14 protein-coding genes are annotated in these 22,103 nt (G+C 46.8%); all 14 read right to left on the bottom strand.

The genetic code is table 11. The annotated features are described in order from the left end of the window. Nucleotides 1-30: 30 nt before the first annotated feature. Nucleotides 31-4,293 carry an MSCRAMM family protein gene (locus C900_RS08190; RefSeq protein ID WP_009579271.1) on the bottom strand — a complete coding sequence of 1,421 codons (4,263 nt, stop codon included), beginning with the start codon at nucleotides 4,291-4,293 and terminating at the stop codon, nucleotides 31-33. Nucleotides 4,294-4,305: 12 nt separating this feature from the next. Then, a complete protein-coding gene (locus tag C900_RS08185) occupies nucleotides 4,306-9,045 on the bottom strand; it encodes a hypothetical protein (protein ID WP_009579270.1) in 4,740 nt (1,579 codons plus the stop codon). Nucleotides 9,046-9,048: 3 nt separating this feature from the next. Then, the gene (locus tag C900_RS08180; protein WP_009579269.1) at nucleotides 9,049-12,399 is read right to left on the bottom strand and encodes a baseplate J/gp47 family protein; all 3,351 of its coding nucleotides are present in this window, start codon (nucleotides 12,397-12,399) and stop codon (nucleotides 9,049-9,051) included. Then, entirely contained in the window at nucleotides 12,396-12,809 is a 414-nt protein-coding gene (locus C900_RS08175; protein WP_009579268.1) for a GPW/gp25 family protein, read from the bottom strand. Before C900_RS08175 ends, C900_RS08180 begins: the two co-directional genes overlap by 4 nt. A gap of 17 nt (nucleotides 12,810-12,826) precedes the next feature. Beyond that, complete coding sequence (locus C900_RS08170) at nucleotides 12,827-13,111, bottom strand: PAAR domain-containing protein (protein ID WP_009579267.1); 285 nt, start codon at nucleotides 13,109-13,111, stop codon at nucleotides 12,827-12,829. Nucleotides 13,112-13,127: 16 nt separating this feature from the next. Then, nucleotides 13,128-14,876 (bottom strand): type VI secretion system tip protein VgrG, encoded by a 1,749-nt coding sequence (vgrG, locus tag C900_RS08165; protein WP_009579266.1) that lies wholly within the window; start codon nucleotides 14,874-14,876, stop codon nucleotides 13,128-13,130. Further along, nucleotides 14,873-15,556, bottom strand: a complete 684-nt coding sequence (locus tag C900_RS08160) for a CIS tube protein (RefSeq protein ID WP_157493945.1) — start codon at nucleotides 15,554-15,556, stop codon at nucleotides 14,873-14,875. Before C900_RS08160 ends, vgrG begins: the two co-directional genes overlap by 4 nt. Before the next feature lie 30 nt (nucleotides 15,557-15,586). Beyond that, a complete protein-coding gene (locus C900_RS29795; RefSeq protein ID WP_009579264.1) occupies nucleotides 15,587-15,748 on the bottom strand; it encodes a DUF5908 family protein in 162 nt (53 codons plus the stop codon). 12 nt (nucleotides 15,749-15,760) lie between these two features. Continuing rightward, entirely contained in the window at nucleotides 15,761-16,210 is a 450-nt protein-coding gene (locus tag C900_RS08155) for a phage tail protein (protein WP_009579263.1), read from the bottom strand. 3 nt (nucleotides 16,211-16,213) lie between these two features. Then, nucleotides 16,214-16,648, bottom strand: a complete 435-nt coding sequence (locus C900_RS08150) for a phage tail protein (protein ID WP_009579262.1) — start codon at nucleotides 16,646-16,648, stop codon at nucleotides 16,214-16,216. 169 nt (nucleotides 16,649-16,817) lie between these two features. Continuing rightward, a complete protein-coding gene (locus C900_RS08145; protein WP_009579261.1) occupies nucleotides 16,818-18,230 on the bottom strand; it encodes a phage tail sheath family protein in 1,413 nt (470 codons plus the stop codon). A gap of 18 nt (nucleotides 18,231-18,248) precedes the next feature. Then, on the bottom strand, nucleotides 18,249-19,964 hold the full coding sequence (locus C900_RS08140; protein WP_009579260.1) for a phage tail sheath family protein: 1,716 nt from the start codon (nucleotides 19,962-19,964) through the stop codon (nucleotides 18,249-18,251). 17 nt (nucleotides 19,965-19,981) lie between these two features. After that, complete coding sequence (locus C900_RS08135) at nucleotides 19,982-21,112, bottom strand: hypothetical protein (RefSeq protein WP_009579259.1); 1,131 nt, start codon at nucleotides 21,110-21,112, stop codon at nucleotides 19,982-19,984. 3 nt (nucleotides 21,113-21,115) lie between these two features. Next, a complete protein-coding gene (locus C900_RS08130) occupies nucleotides 21,116-21,724 on the bottom strand; it encodes a Pvc16 family protein (protein ID WP_009579258.1) in 609 nt (202 codons plus the stop codon). Nucleotides 21,725-22,103 lie beyond the last annotated feature (379 nt).

The following is a 22,103-nucleotide window of genomic DNA, read 5'->3' as shown; positions in this document are numbered from 1 at the left end:
GCGATGACGACAAGAGTTTTCTTAGAGACACTACTTAATATTCATAAATCGTTTTACATTCGCCCGATAATCATTGGTCACATACCCTTCTGAAGTTTTCAACCAATTCTGCACCGCCTCCTTCACGTTCAGATCTTCATTGTCATTGATAATAGAACCCGTTTCTTTTAATAAATCCTTACTCGTGTCTGTCAATTTTTCAGGCTGAATAAAGGCTAGCCTGTCCAGGTAGGCATTAGTCAGGTTTTGCAATGCTTCTGCGTACAATTCCTTTTGCTGGCCGGAGCTCTCCTTCCACCCTTTCACCAACTCATTACGGATGCCGTTGTAGTCGTTATTCAATTTGACCACACTGATATCTTTGGCATCGGAAAACTCCCGGATAGCATTGTTGGCTTTATTTACCGCTGTCACTTCACTGCCTCCAAGCTGCTCCTCTATTCTCTCCGCTTCGCGTTTGTAATTGCCCATTCGGGAAGAATAGTAATCCTGTATCTTTTTAGCTTCCGGGGTATCCGGGGCAATTTCATGGCTCTTATACATGCGATCGTATTTGATATCTATTTTCGGGGTAGCTCTGATGATAAAATTCGCTGATTGGGTATCTCGGCTTTTGATATCAATGGCCTGCTCTTCGGAGTAGTAGCCGCTATGAGACGCTTTTACCAAATACTTTCCGGGCGATATTCCTTCAATCGAAAATGAACCGTCTTTTTGTACCTCACCAGTGTATTGCGGCATCCCGCTCCTCTTTTTAAAGGTTTCACTGCCGTATACTTCTATAATCGTACCCGGTAGCAGTATCTCTTTATTGGTCGCAGTTATTCCCCGGACATTTCCCTTGATAATTCCTGTCCTACTATTCAGTTCGAATACAATGTTGGCTACATTGTTGGGTTGATTAATATTTGCTGTAACCACTTGTTGAAAATCTCCATACTGAGCACGAACCTTAAAGGTGCCATATGGCACTTCCGTGAACCTGTATTCTCCCACGTTGTTAGTTACAACCTGCTTTCCCAACTCATCAATACTCACCACCACTCCCGGAATGGGTTGGTTACCTTTGTCTGTTTTTACCAAAACCGTACCGGTCAGAACACCGAAGCTTACTTGCGGCTGTAGGTGGAAATCAACTTTATTTTCCCCGTTAACAATAGTGACTTTTTGTCGAGCTTCTCCAAATTTCGGATGTAAAGCCATCATTTCCAGGTTTGCCACAGGTACCATTTGGAGTTCATAGGTACCGTCATCCCGCGTGGTGGCAGTCAAAGAAGTTCCCACCACAGACACGGTAGCCTCATAAACATTCACCTGGTTACCGGCAGCATCCGTAGCTGTGACTTTACCTGCTACCGATGCCTGTTCCTCCCTGACCACTGGGATGAAAATGGTGATTACATCTTTACCTATTACCTCTCCATTTCTTGAAGCATCTGTAACCTGATATTCAAATTCATCAATAAAGATGTAGCTATCATTTACCTTTTTCTCCTGCTCAACCAGCTCAGGATTAACGGTATAGTTCAGTACCTGGCTCACTTTTGCAGGATCAGGAAGGTAGCTGGCTTCGGTGAGTTCGGCAGTGCCCAATTTAGGGTCTGACAGGAGCGACACCTTGTACACCGCCGGGTCATAAAGGTTGTTCAATACCTTTTTGGAAAGCGGTCTATAGCTGGCAAACTTCTGATCGGCAAAGCCAATAATACCACAAATCGGCAACACAAGCGGATCGAGTGGTAATGGAGTATGAGGAAGATTACCACATTCATCGCAGCAAATAAAGGGCAAGGTAAAGTCGGCCACTACCTTGCCGTACATCTCCTGGAATACTTTAGCCAACTGTTCTGAGCCTGGCTCCTTCACCTGTAGTTTCTGCTCCTGATTTCCTAGCAGCGGTATTTCTTCCAGTCTTTCAAGCAGTGCCCGGGTCTTTTCATCAGCTTTTCCGTATTTCTTAAAGGCAGACTGGTACACCAGGATAAAAGTATCGCCGGGAGACACTCCGGCTTTATGGCCCATACCCGGATGGTGCTTCAGAAAGTTTGGAAATTCCAGGGAAGCAGCCAACTGATCGATTCGCTCCTGAAGAGCATCATATAATGTGCGGATGGTAATGTATGGGTAGATAGCAAAGAACTTGATTACATCAAAAAGCATACACATGATCAATAATATGACCATCATGCGTATCATCAGTACATTGCTGACTGCATAGGTACTCCAAAATCTCATCAGCCTGATGTAAACATTCAAAACACATTTGTACTTGTCCAGCCATTCAGCCATTGAAAAATTTTTAAAATCTTCCGGCATGGCTTTGATTAGTCCGAGCAGGCAATTATTAAGATCAGCAAACAATCCTCTGATGGAAGTATCTTCCTTGGAGGTAAATGAAGCTGATTTCTTGGCCTTAGCACGTTTAGAAATATCTGCCAGTCGAATTTCAGCGTCAAACACCTTGCGGCTTAAGTGATTAAAATCGAATTTCCCTTCATCAGACATCTCGGAAAACTGCATATTGAAGAAGTTTGCAGATGCTGAAGAATATTTAGTTCCGGAAGTACTGGAAGCTGCTTTCCGATGGGTAATCTCAAATACTTCACCGTAATCTTCTCTACTCAGTATCACATCCTCAGCAGACTTATTGGCTCTAACTATATTATTCAATATCAATAACAGCTTATTTCTCCAGATAGCATAATCCGGCTGCAGGTCAGCTATCAGGCAGTCTGGTATGGCTTTTTCCTCGAGAAGGTCCCCAAAGTAAACGGCCTTCACATCGAAAGACAGGTTCCATTTGGTCTTAGCATCCAATATTTTCTTTTTCACCTCCTCTACTGGCTTGGCAAGTATGCCTTCTATTCTCAAAAAGTTAAACTGATCGAGCTCAAATGCGAGTGGCGTAGTGATGGGATGCTCAGGGTCTTTGTCAAACTCATGATTATCATATGACAATTGCTTCGGATAGTCGGAATCATAGCATCTCCTATAGATTTCATAATTCCAGGTATTTTCCAGCGTGCCCAGGTTTTCATAGGCACTTTCCTTTTTGGTGTCGTAGTAGATGGGGATGGTACGTTGTGAAAGTGTACCCTTCTTTTCACAGGAAGGAGTTATTTTCAGCGGCCACTCTTCGGGTTTTCGTAACCGGTCGAGGTCCAGGCTCTCGATCATCAGTACCATTCTCTTATGTAAAAAGCTCACCTTTTCCACCAGGTCGTGCTGCTGGCTCAAAACGGGCGATCCGACAAATTCATTTCTGTATTTTAAAGGCACACAAATATCTTCTTCCCCGCCACAGGCTTCTCCCAGCATCAGGTGCTTGGGAAAACGATCCATATCGGGACAGCAAACTGAGGAAAGGTGGTAAGAAACATCTCTGAACTCGTTATAAGCCAGACTGAGGTCTTTCACGAAGTCATAGATGTACTGAACACCATAGATAGGCTCTTCCATGGCAAGAAATTCCTCTACATAGGCAGTAATCTCCTCGATCTTGTCTGCGACAATGGCAGAGGTAAAGGGGTTTTCCTCATAGACCTTAGCCAGGAGGGGCTCATAAACATCATATGTCTGCGCCAACATAGGCAGAAAAGTATCTGAGGTAAGGGCGCTCAGGTAGCGGACGCCCATTTCATAGTAGTTGTCGACATCGGTATCCATCAGCGGCCGCGTCCACAGGTATGGCGGCAGCAGGTGTTTGTCGGGGTAAGAAGCATCTGACTTACCTCCTTCAGTTTCAGGCCATACCAGGTCTTCGAGCTGCTCTTTGGTAATGAGTAGCTTTCGTAAAGTGAATATCCTGTCTATACCCAGTTCATCGCAGCTTTTGCCCAGGCATGATTTCAGGTCTTTATCAAAGCACTCCAGGTACAGGAGCACCACTTTATCGCTAAGAAAGGTTTCATCCAGGTCGGTGATCACTTCCTCCGGTTTGGTGATTGCTGTTTCAGTCAACAACTCGTATAGTTTCAGGTCTTCATGCTCGAAGGGTGGGTAGCTGACCGTGTCAGGCATATTGTATTCACGGTACCTGGTGGTGGGGCAGTCACCGATGCCGATGAGAAAGCCCTCTGAGGTGACGCCCACCCCTTTGGAGATTGTAAGTGTGGTCTTCGAGTCCACCGTCTCGCAGCTTACTTTCATGCCACAGACTATGCCCATACCTATGAGGGACACCCTGGTAAGTCTGTTTTGTTGGTCCAGGTATTTTATCATCTGGTTCAACTGACCGCTGGTCAGCACCTGACTGTCTTCAAATACGGGGTAGTTATTGATAATCGTACTCATCACATCATGGTGTTAAAATGTACCTAAAACTGAGTTGTTTAATATTATTGCTCCTTCCAGTGTGTCATCCTCTTCACAGCTATGTAGTGTGCCGGTCGGATACACGTTTCTGATCCTGGTAAGTATGTCGATAAATTGTGCCAGTGCCTTTGACAACTGCGCCTTGTCCTGTTCATCTTTTCCTATCTCTACCAGCCACCTTTTATATTTCTCCTCAAATTCACTCATATGCTCACAACTGATCCAGCATATGTTGAACATCACGTGAGCCGGGGCTTCGAGCCGGAGGGTTTTGTTCATGAACTTTCGGAAGTCCAAATTGATAAACCTGCCCGGCCAGTAAGGCAAAACCACACTTGCTACAAATGAATAAGGATCTTTTTGCTTGCACGATTCACAGTCCTGGTCGAGGTAAATGGGAAGCAGGCTGTCCTGCACCAATTGCTCTACCTTATCAAACACCACCTCGATGCTGCCGGCATTATCCTGCACGGTGCTTACCAGGTAGCGCCGGTCGTTGAGCCCATCCTGTGAACCTTGTATCTGAATCTTGCTGCCTGCCTGAAGGCTAAGCGCATCGGCATCGCTGATGACAATCTTGTTCTCAACGGCAACAACATTATCTATGCTTGCTTTTTTGACATACAGCAGCTCTCCGTTGAGGTGAGGTGCATCCGGCAGGTCGAAAGCGATAGGAGTTTCATCCGCCTTTGTAGTAATAATGGTGTCGGTACCATCAAAAGCGATGGTGTCTACCTTGTATTGTCCATCATTAAAGCTTCCCCCGGTAATGTGTACGACACTCGTTACAGCCACTTCGCCAGTGATGTCGCCCGCAACTGTGATAGTGCTATCCTCCACGCTGGTAGCGGTGACCGCGACTTTTTTCTGAAAATAAAGGTCGCCCTGAGGCACCAGGCCTTCCTGAAGCACTTCTTCTTCAGGCACCACAAAAAGCATCTCATTTATCCTGGGCCTGAGGAGCACATGCTCGATGACGTGCATCCCTTCGTGCGAAAAGAACTTGCCTTCAATAAAGTCGATCATGTCCTGCACGGTCTGTTCGTCTGCATTGCCTTTTATGATAAAAGAAGAGGCGGTAATACCCGTAATATCAAATTGTTTGCTATAGGTAAGGTCTCCGGCATCATCTGATTCTGACAGCGGCTCTTTCACTCCGATCAACGTACCTGCGCCTCCTGCTTCAAGGGATAAAATGGTGTAAGCAGCATTGTTGCTGGTAGAGTTAACAATATTCACCGATCCCCCTACCTTAACATAGCCGGTAATATCTGTTCCTATTTCAATGATCCTATTTTCAGCATCCACAGAGGTGATGGCAAAGCTTTCGGTCCACGATAACTGTCCGTCATATTCCAGTGGCGACAGTGTGGCATCCACTTCAATTTCCACGTTCGCTCCGTCAGCAGAGGCGTTGAGCACATCATAAACTCCATCGTGGTGTGTTGATCCTGTCACTGCCACTTGTCCTGAGGTCAAATTGGCCGCTTCATCAGCTACAGCATCATTGAAATCACTGGCGAGGCTTGTAGCAATTATTTCACCGTACCTGTCATAGATAGCGAAGTGATACGGGGTGGCTGATTCAAACATGTAATGGCCACGGCTGGACCCATTGTTAATGACATCCCACAACGCTTTATGTACATAAGCCTCACCCTTTCCAATGACCTCCGGTTCGGTGTCCCCTACTTCGGCCGGTTGGGTGATGCTACCCTCCAACAGGGCGTTTGCGGGGGATGAATCAAATGATTTGGAATACAGGGTGTATGTGATGGTAAAGGTCGGTGGCTCCGGATCTACCGGGGTCATGTCAGCGGTGACCTCGTATTTGAAATAATTGGGTAGCGGACATGTCAGGTTTTTACGGTTAGCCTCCGGGTTGGTGAAGAATTCTCTTTGGATCACCCCGATCAATGTATCGATATCACCTTCAGCGGCAGTATTTCCCGCACCGTCATTGGTATAGCTTTTCACCCCGGTACCGAGCAGTTGCCCATCGCAGCTCAGGTCGAAAAACAGTTGTCCGGCTTCTTCATAAATCTCATAATTCTCCCTGCTGACACCGCTAATCAGAAGCAACTCGATGGCTTCTTTCACATCAGTTTCAGTATCAAACAGCGGGGTTTCCAGTAAAATGTTAGCGCTGTCATCTTCTACCTGCCCTTTGAACTGGCCGCTGTCAGCAACGACCTTGAAATTATCGGTAAAGGCCAGCTTTTCTAAAGACCATTCTTCAATACCAGTGAGCAGGGAGACCCTTTTTTCCAACCCTGACACATTGTCGATATGCCAGCTCTTGCACTCATCCATATAATTGAAGCCCTTACCCCTGCTCTTGCTCAAATCCGGGTAGTCGTTGAGAAATTTTAATTTGTCTTCGATCAGCTCTTCCGGAGCCTTGGCCCCCGAAATTTTATAAGAGAGCAGGGCATAATCTGTGAATGTCTCTGCAAACCGCCCCAGCAGGTGGTCTAAAAACTTATTTCTCCTTTTTTCATATAGCTCCTGGTCTTCAATGATCTGCTGCAGCTTTACCAAATGGCCCGACCTGTCTACATACAGGTCTTTATACAGATCAACCTTGTCTGGGTCTGGCGGTATGTCATACAGCGGTTGGGAAAAGTAGGTTTTATCAATCAGGTAATTCCCAAACTTATCCTTCTCTCCGTTCATGGAAAACAGGTCTTTCACGTGGGAGAGCTGCGATAAATAGTTAGCCAACAACTGGTCAAAAAACAAGAGAAATCCCTTATGCTGCTTCACCTGCGTCTTTTTGATGGTTTTGCCTTTGTCATCCAGCGCTTCAAGACCAGGGATACCTTTTGACCCCAGTCCATAGGTGGATGGAAATTCTTCGAGCAGACTCGTGTATGTTTCTATGTCTTTGTAATCGCCCCGGGGAACCGGAATATCCATTTTAGGGTATCGGATCTTTTGCGAGCGACTGCTGCCTTCCAGCTCTTCAATCAGTTCACGGACCTCTGTTCTGTCGCCCAGGTAGGGCAGTTGATCTTTATAGAAGGTGATCTTCGAGTCATCCAGGTTAAGGCGCGGAACGTAATTCTCTTCCATAGCCAGTTCCAGGCACCATCTGACACTTTTTGACGGGATATTGTCTGTATTATCCAAAGGCCTGTTGGCGATCTGGATGCTGTTCACTGCCAGCACACCCTCCACATCCATGATGATCTTGATCAAATCCGAAACGTGGATATATTTCATTCTTTCCGCTCTATTGAGCTCATCATCATCGATAAAGCCATGTTTCAGCTTAGGCCCTTCAAATATTTTGTCTACCGTCAGGCAAAGTGTATCATCTATGGTGCCTATGAAAAGATAAGCGCCTTCTTCAAAATCGTTTGTAGCAATTTCTTCCAGCACCTGGATATCGGTATACTCCGGGTTTTCCTTGTTTTTACTGATGCAGGTTACCGTGTACTCTCCGTCTACCTCACCCGCGTTCAGCACAGTAATGATATCATCTTTGCTCAGGTCCTCTTTCAGCCCCTGATTGATGGTAAAGGTCTTTTTGAATCGCTTGATCTCTGCAATCTGGTACTGCGTAGCATTCCTGCATTTGTTCAGCATCTCCTCGAGGGTATAGAAGTTGACCTGGGGAGACAGGAATTTCGAAATCTCATAGTAAATATAGGCTTCTACCGTTTCAACATCGGCTATCGGGTCGATATGAATGTCAGCGCAAAGCAGGATCTCCTCTACTTTGAGGGCGTGGAATTTGAAATAATCATCACAAAGGGTTCTATTGGCATGTAGGGTGTCGAAGACTTCATTAACGATCTCGTGGATCTTCGCTACCTTTTGTACATAAAGCTGAAGCAGACCTTCTGTAGGGTCATAGATGAAGTTATTGACCTGATCAATGATCTCTGGCAGGCCGTCAATGGCGCTTACTGTCCCGGAAATTTCTTTGTTGCCGGTAAGTATCACTTCATTTTTATTGCTGATGGCAACATTCAGCGTGTAGTTACCGGGAAGATCGAAGATCTTTACCGTGACCTTGATAATATTGGCCTGAACACTGGCTGCGCTGCTCCAGTCTACAGTAGCATTATCCCATCGGGGAAATTCAACTTTAACATTGAAACGCACTCCCTGGATGTCGGGGTCAGGAGCATGCTCGTAGATTACCAGGTCTTTGTCGATGGTGTTGGAATTCAGATCTCCATAAGTATCACAGGAATCAAACTCCAAAAGCACATCATACAGCGCCTGTACATAATAGCTGTCCTGTTCCGGCACAAAGGGAACTTCTTCCAGTGAAAGCTCACTTTTGCTGTTATTGACAAAGATCTCATGCTCTGCTATGGGTGACCGGGTGATCCAGGCATTTTTTACCCCTGCATATTTGCATTCGTCATCGGTGTCATCCACCACCTCTACGTCCATCATCAGCTTTCGGAAGTCATTTTTTGTTACCGGGCAATTGGGAAGTATCTCACCTGCGGTATAGAAATTCCTGATATCCGTAGTGTCGCTGAGTTGCTGGGCCAGGATGTCTTTAACATCATAGTTTACCCTGAATCCGAGGTCGGTGATCACATAACTCATTACCTCCAGCATGGTAATGCCCGGATCGTGCGAATTATAGTCGGTCCATAGCTTTCCGGCCAGATCCTGAATATGCCTGATAGCTGTTTCCCGGAGCAGGTCATACTGCATGCTCTTCAGTTCAGGGGCTTTTTTCGATATGGTTGGCGAATTTTCCATTGTTTAGGTCAGGTCAATGATTTTGGTTTCGGTCGTCTCTTCCAGTGAGGTGATCTCGTGATAGCAGGGGCATTCATCCGCAGTAGCTATTTCAGCAGTACTTACTACCTCGTTATCCGGACAGTCACAATCTTCTTTTGTAGTATCCAACTGCATGATGTCATGTTCATCGGCAGAGCCCAGAATGGAAACAGCGGTGGTGGCTATCGCTTCATCACGGTCTTTATCAGGATCGTGGGTCGGGTCCAGCGGCACGATATGGAACATTTTGAAGCAGGAAACGAAATCTACGTATGAGCGTTCCTCCACAAAATTGAGGATCACCGACTTGTGTATCTTCCCTCCAAACGTGATATCTGCTGCACAACCTGACGACCAGGGAGAGAGGAACTCCTTCAACTCCTGCTCCAGCTTGTTTTGGTAGTAGCCAATATCGCTGCTGAAGAATTTTACCTTAAAAGACACCTTCACCTCCTCGTAAATCGGATTTTTCACATGTATTTCAGCACTCATAGGGTTAAGACCGTCAATGTAGCTGTGAATACTGTCGAGTGTGGCCAGGCTGGTCATCGGGCGCAGGGGATCCACCGCATTCTTGTTTTGTACGTTGGACACCACCACGAGTGTGACATGTCCCGGGGCCATTTCTGAATAGTTGGTCAGCGTACCTTCAAACCGGGTGTGATTGACGCATTTTACCTTGTACACGGAAGGGAACTGCTGCAGGATCATGTGCTCATAATCCCAAATGGTGATGGCGCGATGCTTATGTCTTAGCCTTTCGCTAATGCGGGTATAATAATCCCGACTTTCTTCTTTTACCTTTCCTCCAAAGGATGAGTAAGGCTGTTCTACTTTGTCGATAGCACTATCCGACTTCACCAGCTTGCTAATAGACCCGGCAGGAAGCGCTACCCTTAAATGATCAGGGTCGTTGTTATTATCTTTAAATTTCACCAAGACCGCCTGCGCCCTGATATCAATCAGTTTGCTGACCGCATCGGATTGCTCTGTCACGGAAGCCCTGATCCAGTAATAGGGTAATGGCAGTAGGGTGTTGCCTTTTGTAGCCTCTTCGGGCATGGCCAATTGAATGATGCCAGAGGTCAGTAGGCCATTGGTAGTATCAGAGAGCACCGATTTTTCATCGAGGGTAATCCATTCATTGTTTGAAAGTATCGCCCAGCTTACCTCCTGTACTTCCCGGTTCGGATTAGCGCTGCCCTCCGCTACCTGAAACAGCAGTGAAAGTGTTTGAGGTGGAACAAGATCACTGATGCCAATATATAGGTTGCCCTCATGATCGAACTGAGGCAGCAGAAAACTGGCTGCAGTGCCCTTTTTAATCACTTCTTTTACACCGAAGGGTTCGAGGTAGAAGAATTGCTCAGTGTTGGTGGTGGAAGCCGATGTGTTGTTAAAACTGTAGGTCACCGCAGACTCATACTCCAATGAAAGCTCCTGTAGTGAAGGAGTATACGGAGGGTTGGGCAACTGCGCCCAGGCTGCGGGGCTTTCCTTTGCCAGTTCAATGGCCTGGCGGGCATAAGCATTCGGAAAAACAGCGTGTCCGAAGTCCACTCCCTGTAACGTCAGGCGTATGAAACCCTTCTGGGTGTTTACATCAAACTCATCAAATTTTTCCAGGTCCTCATCACGAGGTATAATTTTTAGCTTGTTGGTATCAATGGCTTTGATAAGACTGTAAGAACCGGCTGAAGGCAAATTCGAACTATCGCTAACGTCATTCCCAGAGGCATCCGTAAATAAATTGGTGTTGGTGGTGGTCAACAGGGATTTCCACGATTTATTATCCAGGCCCTTAATATCAACTTTAAAATCGGTGTTTTTCCTGGTAGATGATGGCACAGGCCCGGAAGGGGTGCCAGTGATCTTGTCATAGTTGGTGTAGTAGTCACCAAAGGTACCTGAAGGTAGGTCGTTCCACTGAAATCTGATCTTTAACGATGACAATTCCTTTTGAAAAACCTCCCAGCTACCGATATAGAATTTGCTTCCAACATAAGGGCGATTGCCAAAAGGCACAAAAGGCTTTGAAGGGTCCAGAACAGCATGGTCGTTTTGCAATACCAGGTCCTTAACACCTGTGACGTGCACCTTAATGACAACACTTTGTGGCTTCAGGTTCTTTAGGTTTTTATAGATGAACGGGTCATGGACCTTCTCTGTGTTGAGCAATACCTGGATCACCGGCCATTGTGTTTTAAAGGGCTGTAGAAGTACTTTTTCGCTATAGGAAACTACAGGAGCCTGTCCCTCATTCAATGTCCGCTTTAAAATAATCTTGTTGCCACTGGACTGGGTGTCACTTGTAGTAAGCGCCTCTGCTTTTAGCCACTCCTTTTCGCCACTTAGCCTAACCACAAAGTGGTCATGCTGCAATGCGCCGTTGAGGCCTGTGTTTGAGGGAAAGGTCAGTTCAAGCGTGATCGCCCTGTTGCCCTCTGCCAGAAATAATATGGGCGAGGCCAGTGCAAAACCTGTTTCAGGCTCCTTTCTATCAGCCGTAAACGCCCCTCCGTTTTCCGTGAATTCGGGCTGCCCGAAGGTCCTCCAGCTCATCTCCTCATTTTCGATCTTGCCTCCTTCACCATCAGAAGAGTTGGCTACAGTCGATGCATAGATGCGGTTGTCGTTTTGAAGCCCTGGCACATCGTCCTTTAGCCGGTTGTCGATGTTTGCAAAAACTGCTTTTAAGTCTGCAACCTTTGCTTTATTCACCACGATATCCTCTTCCACCTCATATATCCGCTCCACCCCGGTATCATCTTTACCACCTTTTAGCTTTGTACCTTCTTTTACCAGGTAGTCATCCACGTTTTTTGCCAGGTTGAATATCACCGCGGCCTGGTCGGAAACAGCAGGATTTTCATGCAACTGCAAAACTTCCCGATAATAAAAATCAAGATGCCGTTTGGTGATGGTATTCAGATCGTCCTGGGCGATGCGAAATATGTAGAGGAAGCCAAAGAACAGTGCAAGATGCGGCTGTGTTTCCTTTTGGATCCTGAGCTTTGTCAGGTATCCTTCGAGGTTAAACTTATCCCACTCTTCATCAGTGATCTTAAAAAAGATATCCCAGGTATCTTTTATTACTGTAGCGGTGGCATTGTCATACTCATAGTACTGGATCTCTTCACCTAGTTCATAGACAAACTGGGCCAGGTCCTTCATGCTACGCTCGTCCACATTTACATAGGAAGGCAACAGGGTTTTGAGTAAGCGCTGTTGCTGGCTCACACCATCCCTGACCAGTGGATTTTGCGACAAGCAATGCTTTTCGTCACCACCGGTGTCAACAGACGTATTTTCAGATGTACAGATACTGCTCATTGTTCAATATTTGTTCCTTCACTTTCGTAAAATGGAAATACCAGGTTTGATCGCGTATTAGTAGCTATGATGGTGTATTCGATGCTCACTTCCAGGTAGCCGTTCAGCTCCTCCTGAACCGGAGTGATCTTTTCCACAAAAACACGAGGCTCATGGATAAGGATGGCCTTTTTGAGTTCCTCAGCTACCAGCGTACCGGTGGAAACGTCTAAGGGCTCGAAGATCAGGTCGCGGACCGTAGTGCCGTAATTGGGCCTCATGACCCGTTCCCCGCGAATGGTGGATAGCAGGATGATCAAACTCTCTTTGATGTCCTTTTCAAACTCGCTGAGTTCAGCCCCGCGGTATCCCTTTTTAAATGATACCGGAAACTTCCATCCCCGCCCTAGAAACTCCTTACCTTGAGCCATTGTATTTGATTTTTATTCTAACCTATTAAAACTGTCGGCTCTCCTACTGCCGACATCGCCCCACAACCGCAGGTATCTGTAGTTCTGATAGCGGGCTTACCACCAATCAGAACTGTTCCGCTACCGGAGGAAAATGGCGATGGAGGATGCGGTCCGCCTGCCGGAGGTGGTGGTATAACACACACATGCATATCTCCTGCTACCACCGCGGGCATGCCTCCTATCAACACCGTAGGTTCGCCCGGGCCTACAATTGTACCTCCGTGGGTGGTAGTGTCTGCTACTTTTGCTGCTGCTGGCATTTTATTGTTGTTTTTATTAGTTAATCTGGACCAAAGCCCCTTCGATCTTGGCCGTTCCGCTGGATTTAAATTCCGCTCCCGAGCTTCCCTCACACACTACATTGGCGGACGCCTTGTTATTTACATTCGTACCTTCCACATTGATATCTCCACTGGCCTTGATGTTCACATCTCCTGCACTTTCTATGGTGATCCCCGAAGAATCCATCAACACGCTATTCCCATTCTCATCAGACAAGGTGATGGATCCTCCGTCATCGCTTAGCTCTACCTTATTTTCATTGGGAGTGATGATGGTAATGATCTTGGTTTCATCATTGAACAGTATCTTGAGCTCGCTTTTAGTAATAAAGCCCTTTTCACTGTTCTCTTCCGTGGCCGTGATCGGTGCCGGCTTGGCGCTGCTGTGCAACATCCCCAGCACTACCGCGTCTCTGGGATCATCGTTAATAAAACCCACTACTACCTCATCATCAACCTCAGGCCGGAAAAAAGCGCCTCTGTTTTCTCCCGCGTCCAGGCTGGCTATTCTGGCCCATATACCTTCATTTTCAGGATCTATGATTGGCAGCTTTACCTGTATCCGGTCTTCACCGTCAGGATCATCATGAATGGCCGTAACCACCCCTATGTGCAGTCCCTGAATGGCGGGCAGCAGAGAAGCTGAAGGCCTGGCCATCACGTTGTCGTACTTTTCTATGAGCCATTCCTGTGAAAGCCCAATTTCAAGATCAGTATACCAGGAGGTGCCCAGACCATAGTGGTGGCCTACCGAGGAGACAAAAGCCACACCGTTAAAGCGATCTCCAAGGCCTCCCAACTGCACTACATCACCCGGTTTTACTTCAGCGTAGCCCAGTATGCGCAGTCTGCCCCTCACTTTGGCCAGCCGGCTCCGGGTAAACCGGGCATCGGACAATGACTGCAACTCCTCTGTGCTCACCCTTCCGCCATGTTGCTGAGGTAATGCATCAAGGCCTATCACCCCAGCCAGGTCGCTGCCGGATACGTTTCCGATGTCGGTAAGCATAGGGTCAGTGCCTTCCGAGGTAATGACTTGCTGCTGTGCATAGTCCCAGGATGTTCCGCTGATGCTGTTGTACTGGTCTCGAGCATCCATGCTGCCGTCAAATTCTTTGATATTCTGGCCATACACCAGATCGAGAACCGGAGATGTGGACAGATCGGGAGCTTTGATGGTGATGGCGCCATCATCCACAAACACCAGCTTGCCATTGGCTTCCGCACGAGTTACCACGAAATCCCAGTCAGTACAATAGTATTGCACCATCTCCGCATGTGTTACCGTCATAGACTCCACATCCGGCTCTACTTCATATTCACCCAGTATTTCTTCAATAATATCGCTGTCTGTCACCTCCTGGAAATACCTGTTCTTTCTGCCTATGGTCATTTTCACCGCTACGTCCTTCAGCTCGATGATGAGTTGCGAGGGTTCACTCTCGCGGGTTCTGATCCCATGTTTAATGACTAACCCCTTAAAGATTGTCTCGAGGCTATCTCTGTAGCCGAGCTTTATTTCTATCTCACTACCGGGCAAAAATTCATCTTTATTGCTGGAAGGGAAATCCTCCGCTGCGACACTGCCATCCTGCAAAACCAGCCGGGCGCTGGCAATCTTGTTGGTAGACTTGGAAACGGCCAGCGACTCCACAGCAAAGCTATCAGGCAACTCGGTGCCATTGGAAAAGATGGAAAACGCGGTTACGTCCAGTACGGTATCGTGTATATTCCTTGAAATCATTGCTCCTGTTTGTTTATTGGTGGCAATATCAGTTCGGTACCTGCGGGAACGCTACGAAAATTCTTTAAGCCATTGATCTTGGCTATCTCCAGGTAATATTTCGGATCGCCATATACGTCCTTGGATATCATGGGCAGTGTTTCGCCTTCTTTCACAATTCGTGCGTGCGTCAGATCTGCTGAAAACAGCTTATCGAAAGCCGCCTGTAGTATCCTGGGCTCATCGCCTTTAAATGTGGCATTTATCGTTGCCCGTAGTGGCCGGCCCAAAGGGTTAAACAGCGTGTAATCAATGGTGGCATTCACCAGCCTGCAGTCGAAAATAAACGTGCCCCAAACCAGTGTGAGCTTGGGGGGCTGGTGCTCGTTAGGGTCCCGGGAGTGTGTCAGTGCCAGGAATAATTCTATTTGCACATCTACACCATCCAGCGCCTTTGCTACTTCACCCTGGATAGAGTTGATCGATCCACCCGTAGCATCAAAAAGGAATTCAAAGCTGATCTCATCACCTTCAATACCTTCGAATGACAATTCTTCACCGGCATCTCCGGGCACCTGCCTTCGCTGATACCTGGTCCTGACACTTTTGGAAAACTTCTCCGGGTTGTACATCACCGGAAACGGCACGGGTATACCCTTCATTAAACCGTCATCATCTGTAGCAAATGACAGTATCAGCATTTTGGCAAGTTTTCCGTCAAGCAGTCCCATTTATCTTTCGTTCCTTTCGTTAATCATTTGCATTAGTTCATCTATCCTGTCTCTAAGCGCGCGGACCTGCGCACTGCTTGCTCCCGCGGGCGCTGTACTCTGTTGTGGTTGTTCACGCTCCACAGTGGCGCGTATTACCAACTCTTTGATCTCTATCGGCATTTTTTCCGTTTTTTAGTTCACCTCCATGCGGGTGAAGTATTGAAAAGACAGCTCTATGGTTTCCACTACTATTTCATTTCCCTGCGCATTGAATCCCGAGATGGACCATTTTACAGGATAGGCTTTCACAAAATTCCAGGCCTCCAGCGGCTCGTGATCAGCATTAAGCAAAGTGACTACAACATCCTTCGGGTCAAACTTGAAGGATTCCACCGCATCTCTGAACCAGCCGATGAGCGCTGAGCCCACAAGCATGCCGCGCTTCAGCACCAGTTTATCGTAGGTGACGCGGTCGGGAAGCCGGTGAACGAAACGGTTCTCACCCCCTTCGTTGTGGGTATACTCACCTACCGTAGCATCCAGGCCGGAGACCTCCTGAAAATTGATGTCTTTGTCTCCGGTAGTGAGCCCATCGATGTCTACCCGAAAATGAAAAGCAACCGGTGGATAGTAGCTGGCCATAGATTAGATATATTCAACGGTCAACCCCTCATGGGCCAATTCGATAGTTTCTACTGCCACTTCGTTTCCTGTGGAGTTGAGCGAGGGACCTTCCACTTTCGTGGGAAATGCCGCTTTTATCTTCCATACGGTAATAGGATCATGTTCCTCATTGAGCAGGCTCACGGTAATGTCTCTTCTTTCTATATTGTTTAAAGACACGGTATTGAGCCACTGGAAGAATTCATTGTCCGTCCGGTACATACCACGCTTGAGGGTGATATTGGAAAATTGTGGTATACCAGGCATTTTGGTGACCTGATATTCTTTAGCGTTTCCTTCTCTATAGTCTATTGTTTGCAACTCCACAGTAAGTCCTGAAACTTCTGTAAATCCGATTCTTGTACCACCCCATTCCACCTGAAAATGGAATGCCGATACGGGATAACTTTCTGCCATGATTATTTAATTTTTAGTTGATGTTTTAATTGTTAGTAAACTAGAAGTGGCTTTAAGAAAGCGTCTAGGTCAAGGCTTGTGAAGTTCCAAAAAGCGGAATGTACTGAGGTACACGAGCATTTTTGGAACGAGCGTAACGCAGACATTGACGTTTTCCTAGAGACACTAATTATGATTCCTGAAGCTTATGAGAGAATTTCAGTATGATAAACTCTGCAGGACGAACTGCAGCCAGGCCAATCTCCACATTCATTCTGCCCTCGAGAATGTCCAGTGCGGTCATCGTTTCACCGAGTCCCACCTTTACAAAGAAGGCCTGCTCAGGCTTAGCCCCAGCCAGTGCGCCATCGCGCCACAGGCCAGTAAGATAGTTTTCGATCATGGCTTTCACCCTCACCCACGTAGTAGCGGTGTTGGGTTCAAAAACCACAAACTCGGTAGCCTTTTTCACTGATTCCTCTACCGTGATGTACAGTCTGCGGACGGGTACATACCGCCACTCGTTGTCATTGCCAGCCAGCGTACGCGCGCCCCACACCAATATGCCTTTTCCCGAAAAAGAGCGGATCACATTAATCGATTTGCCTGTTGTAGCATCCACATTCAATCCCGCCTGCTCCTCATGCGTTACTTTTACCGTGGGCGCGGTCACAGAGTTAAGGCTAACGTTAGCTGGTGCTTTCCACACGCCTCTGTTGGCATCCACTTTGGCATATACCCCCGCAATAGCGCCTGAGGCTGGAAGCGTGAGGTATTTTTTCTTTAGTTCAGCAACAAAACCGCGATAGATCACCTGATCGGCAGACTCCACCGCTGCCAATGTACCTGTATGGTTGGTGGGAGCCGGAACAGGGGCGGTGCCGTTGATGGTGATGTTATGTGTAATATTAGAATTAGCATTATCCGTCAGGTAATTCAGACTGGTTTTCAATGATGGATAATAAGCAGCGCCATATTTCAGGTAATCCATCCCAAGCTCGCCTCTAAAGTCGGTTATCGCTGTCGTAGCTTCATTATCGTATACATCACAAATAGTGAACCTGTCCTGCAGGGTGTTACACATGTCAAGTGCGGCTTTTACCACCGAGCCGTATTCTACCTCATCATTGAGGCTAATGGCATCAGGGAATACATACAATGTCGGTTCATCTACCTTTTCGGTGGCCGCAATACCTCCTAACAGCCCGGCCTTCGGGTCTTCGGTACCTACGGCTACTGCACCTCCCGAGTAGGCGCCTACTGACACAATATAGCATGGTCCACCTCCATTGTTAAAATACAGCTCCAGGCTGTGGTACAGCTTGAATATACTTGGGGTAGGATCAGCTACCGTGAATGTTCTGGAGGTCAGTTCTCCGTCCGTGTATATGTCATTGAGAGTGAGGTCAAACTCCTGAGGAGGCGCCCCTCCGAACTTATCGATGTATTCCAGTAAAGACGTAATTCTGGTCGGGGTATTGAGCAAAGTAGCATCTTCAGTATAGCCAATGAATGCCGGAATAGCTGTTTCAACACTGGCTATCGATGCCGGTAAGGTGGATATTTCCTCTATATAGACCCCGGGGGTTTTTGGTGGTAACATAATCGTATATTTTAAATTTTATGATTCTTGTAGCTTATGAGAGAATTTCAGTATGATGAACTCTGCCGGCCTTACAGCCGCCACACCAACTTCAATGTTCAACCTGCCTTCCAGGATGTCCAGGGCAGTCATGGTTTTGCCTAAGCCAACGTTTACAAAAAAGGCCTGCTGAGGGGTAGCGCCTGCCAAAGCACCCGCACTCCACAACTGAGTAAGGAAATTTTCGATCATGGCTTTTAGCCTGGTCCATGTGGCCTGTGTGTTGGGTTCAAATACAGAAGGCTCTGTTGCTTTTTTGATAGACTCTTCCATAAAATTGAAGAATCTTCTTACCGGCACATAGCGCCACTCGTTGTCGTTTCCGGCAAGGGTTCGCGCACCCCATACCAGAGTACCTTTACCTGCGAAAGGCCTGATAACATTGATAGACTTACCAGAGGTAGCGTCCACATTCAGGTCGGCTTGTTGCGCGGGAGTAACTAATACAGCCGGTTCATAGATACCATTGACACTCACATTGGCAGGAGCCTTCCAAACACCCCGATCTCTATCCACTCTGGCATATATCCCCGCCATAGTCGCTCCGGGATACAGTTCGAGGGTATAGGTAGAGTTGAGCTTTTTCCTGATGTCATTGTACAGGCTGGTATTCGCAGCTACAATTTCCAGTGTAGTTCCGGATAATGTGGCACCATCTCCGGTTCCGTTGTTGTTGTAGGTAAATGGTAATGCTCCGGGAGCACCTTTGGCAGTGGCTTTGATCAGAATTGTATTTCCTGATTGATCGGCCACCTCGTAGCCCGCGCTCCCTGCTGCTGTAATAGCAGCAGCCAGTGCGGCAGCAGTTTTGTTCTTGCTGGTGCCTTTGGTAAAGTCTGTTCCTTCGGTGTAGGTATCGGTACCGATGGTAAAGATATCACCATCGATATTGGCATTATTGGTGATGACGATCTTACCCATGGCATATTCTTCTCCCAGGGGAAGTATGCTCAAAGAAAAGTTATGGAAAGCACCGGACCCTGCACCTCCCCTGTTGTCGGTGATCACCAGTGTATCTTCATCGTAGTAGCGGACGAGCGTAGTTTTCAGCCTGGGATAGTAGGCGGCTCCATATTTCAGATAGCTCATACCTACATCATTATTTCTGAAAGCGGCTGCATCCTGCAGAACAGTGTTTGCGGGATTAGCCAGTACGTCCATAATGGCGACACGATCCTGTAGCTTGTTGCATTGGTCCAGCAGTGCATTGTTGATCTCTGCTCTATCTGCCGCATTAGTCAAAAGCACCGCCTCGGGCACTACCAGAATGGTCGGCTCATCCTCCTCTTTCAACTGGCCTATGGCAGTCAGCATCTTCGCTTTGTCAAAGCTGCCATCTTCCTGGTATTCATCCACCGATACGATGTAGCAGGGTCCCCCGCCATTCCTAAAATACATTTGCAACTGGTAGTAAAGGATATACTTTGACAAGCCTCCGGCCGGGTCGGCAATGGCTATATCGGTAACGGTAGGATCGGTTGCATTTACAGTCAAAGTGATCTGAAAGTTTTCAGCTCTGCTGACACCAAATTTCTCTCGATATTCCAACAACGAGGTGATTCTTACCGGTTTATCAGTGGGACGTAGCTCCGTATATCCGACAAAAGCTGGGATGGCCGTAGCCACAGGAGCTACTGAAGCCGGCAGGGTGGATATCTCCTCTACATATACTCCCGGGGTTTTATAATTTGCCATAGTACTTTATTGTTTATTTAAATAAAAACATAGATTTCAGAGGCTAAGGCTCCAGCTTCTTCCTTGACCACACCGCTGTGAAGCGGGTTGGGCAAATCGCCTAAAACCGGGCTTGTTAGCGCATTTTTTTTTAGCTCTAAACTGACTTTGGGTATTTCATAAAAAGGTATTTCCGCATTGGACCGGAAAACGATGGTATCCAATCCGCTCACTTTTACATCTGCACTCGGTACGCTGCCCAAAACGGAAAAGGTATTGACTACATAGGGCCCTGTTGCCGAACCCGCGTCATCGATACTGAAAGTATCAGCATTAAAATCATGGGTATTGCTTTTATTGACCACCAGGTACTTCCAGAATGACCTTTTCCGGTTGAATTGTATCGCGTATTCTTCAGTATCATCGTAAATGTGATCCCCGGCAGTATCGTAGATAATATCTACTATACCATTGATATTCTTCCCCGCCATTTCCTCATCGAGATATACTTCTTTCTCGTGAAGCGTAGTAGTATCGGCTGTGTTTCTGATGGTGATTTTATACCTTCCCTTAGGCTGGTCTCGCAGGTCTATCTGCTGGCTGTAGGTATCATTGCTTAGTTTGTCGAGCGTAAGGGTGGTACTCCATGGTGTGCCGTCTACCTCTTTACCTATGGGCACCAGCGTGTTATCTTCATTGTATACCCGGAATAGCACCTGCGCAGGCGAACCACTCAGGCTAAAACTATAGGTAAACAGCCTTCCCTGTATAAAATCGAGTAGTTCGAAGCTAAGTTCCTCCGGGGCACCCGAATCAGTAGAAGCGGAGGCGGGGTCATTTTTAAAGTACAGAATATTTGATGATGAATATTTCCTGGTTGGAGATTCATCGAGGTCTGTTATGTTCAGAAACTGATTTTTATTAGACAGTGACAACTCAAAAGTGAGTCTTACATCTTTACCGAGATCCACAAAAGGGGTAGTTTCATCATCCTCAGTCCTGTAAAGCACTGTTATGCCTTTCGGGATATTCTTAAACAACATTTTTCCACCTTTTAATAGCCTGACTGTATCAGCCGAAGGCAGCAGGCTCACCCCCTTGGCCAACCCATCCTTGTAGTAGTCGTGCCGAATGCTCAGGTTAAATAGTCGTGTGTATAACAGATTCATAGCCTACCTGCCAAAGGAGTTAATTTTAATCTTTTCAATAGGTAAATTGCTCTGCTGAACAGCCTGCTCCTGAAATCTGAGCAGTCGCACTTTGTACAAGACCGAAGGCAGGTACTTGGTACCCAGCACGCTCCAGAAGTTATAAAGCTGTTCAAAAGAGTAGGAGTACAACTCCACGATCAGCTTTTTGATGGACGGATCCCGTTCTGCCAGGGCCGGAGAGTTCTCCATGGTGAATACATTCTTGCTCTGAAAAAATGAGATCACATAAGAAAGCTGCTTGAGTCCTTCCACATAATCATCTTCCGATGAATCGCTTTGCTTATCCTGAAAATTAGCTGAGATGAGTATGTATAGATTAAGCTTTATCTCGGGATTAATATGTTCTGTCCGGCCCTCGTTGTTGACAAATGTGGTTTGCTGATCTTTAAATACTCTTTCTTCCTCGATATTGATCAGCGACATCCCCAATGACATGTCCGGGATAACCACACCACCGCTCTCTGTAGCCACATTGGTGATGAACACCCTGTTTTCATCAAGATCGCCTGTTCGCAACTTGAGATAGTTGTTGAGCTCTGCCGTAAGAAATTGTAGTGCCGTATGTAGCATTGATATTTTTTTCGCTTATGATTTGCGATAGATTCTATTCATGCAAGTTCCTGCCTTTTCGAAGCGATTTCAATCCCCATTTATGGTCATTTTGAAATAGGAAATCTGAAATCTGAAACCTTTGGAAGGTTCACGAGAGGATTCGTGCATAGCAGGAGATTTGAGTAAATGGGAAATGAGAGTAGTTGTTTTACCACAGAGAAAAACGGAGAAGGAGCAGAGGCCTCAGAGAGCTTTGGGGGTGCTTTACTAAACTTCTAAAGTTTGGTAAAGCTTAACGTTCGGAAGCATTGACAGAATACCCAGGTTTCCTAGTCCTGGCAGGCTTAGGAAACCACCGCACGGCAATTGTTTATGGTCTGTGAGCCACAGACCACGG

The sequence above is a fragment of the Fulvivirga imtechensis AK7 genome (genome assembly GCF_000331535.1).
Classification (GTDB): Bacteria; Bacteroidota; Bacteroidia; order Cytophagales; family Cyclobacteriaceae; genus Fulvivirga; species Fulvivirga imtechensis.
Note: the sequence above shows the minus strand (reverse complement) of the source record. Positions and strands in the feature narration are given on the sequence as shown.

Coding starts and splice junctions, on each gene's coding strand:
- C900_RS08130 (WP_009579258.1), bottom strand. CDS start 21,724: ATGCTACATACGGCACTACAATTTCTTACGGCAGAGCTCAACAACTAT.
- C900_RS08175 (WP_009579268.1), bottom strand. CDS start 12,809: ATGGCTCAAGGTAAGGAGTTTCTAGGGCGGGGATGGAAGTTTCCGGTA.
- C900_RS08150 (WP_009579262.1), bottom strand. CDS start 16,648: ATGGCAGAAAGTTATCCCGTATCGGCATTCCATTTTCAGGTGGAATGG.
- C900_RS08185 (WP_009579270.1), bottom strand. CDS start 9,045: ATGGAAAATTCGCCAACCATATCGAAAAAAGCCCCTGAACTGAAGAGC.
- C900_RS08160 (WP_157493945.1), bottom strand. CDS start 15,556: ATGCTGATACTGTCATTTGCTACAGATGATGACGGTTTAATGAAGGGT.
- C900_RS08170 (WP_009579267.1), bottom strand. CDS start 13,111: ATGCCAGCAGCAGCAAAAGTAGCAGACACTACCACCCACGGAGGTACA.
- C900_RS08145 (WP_009579261.1), bottom strand. CDS start 18,230: ATGTTACCACCAAAAACCCCCGGGGTCTATATAGAGGAAATATCCACC.
- C900_RS08135 (WP_009579259.1), bottom strand. CDS start 21,112: ATGAATCTGTTATACACACGACTATTTAACCTGAGCATTCGGCACGAC.
- C900_RS08155 (WP_009579263.1), bottom strand. CDS start 16,210: ATGGCCAGCTACTATCCACCGGTTGCTTTTCATTTTCGGGTAGACATC.
- C900_RS29795 (WP_009579264.1), bottom strand. CDS start 15,748: ATGCCGATAGAGATCAAAGAGTTGGTAATACGCGCCACTGTGGAGCGT.
- vgrG (WP_009579266.1), bottom strand. CDS start 14,876: ATGATTTCAAGGAATATACACGATACCGTACTGGACGTAACCGCGTTT.
- C900_RS08190 (WP_009579271.1), bottom strand. CDS start 4,293: ATGAGTACGATTATCAATAACTACCCCGTATTTGAAGACAGTCAGGTG.
- C900_RS08140 (WP_009579260.1), bottom strand. CDS start 19,964: ATGGCAAATTATAAAACCCCGGGAGTATATGTAGAGGAGATATCCACC.
- C900_RS08180 (WP_009579269.1), bottom strand. CDS start 12,399: ATGAGCAGTATCTGTACATCTGAAAATACGTCTGTTGACACCGGTGGT.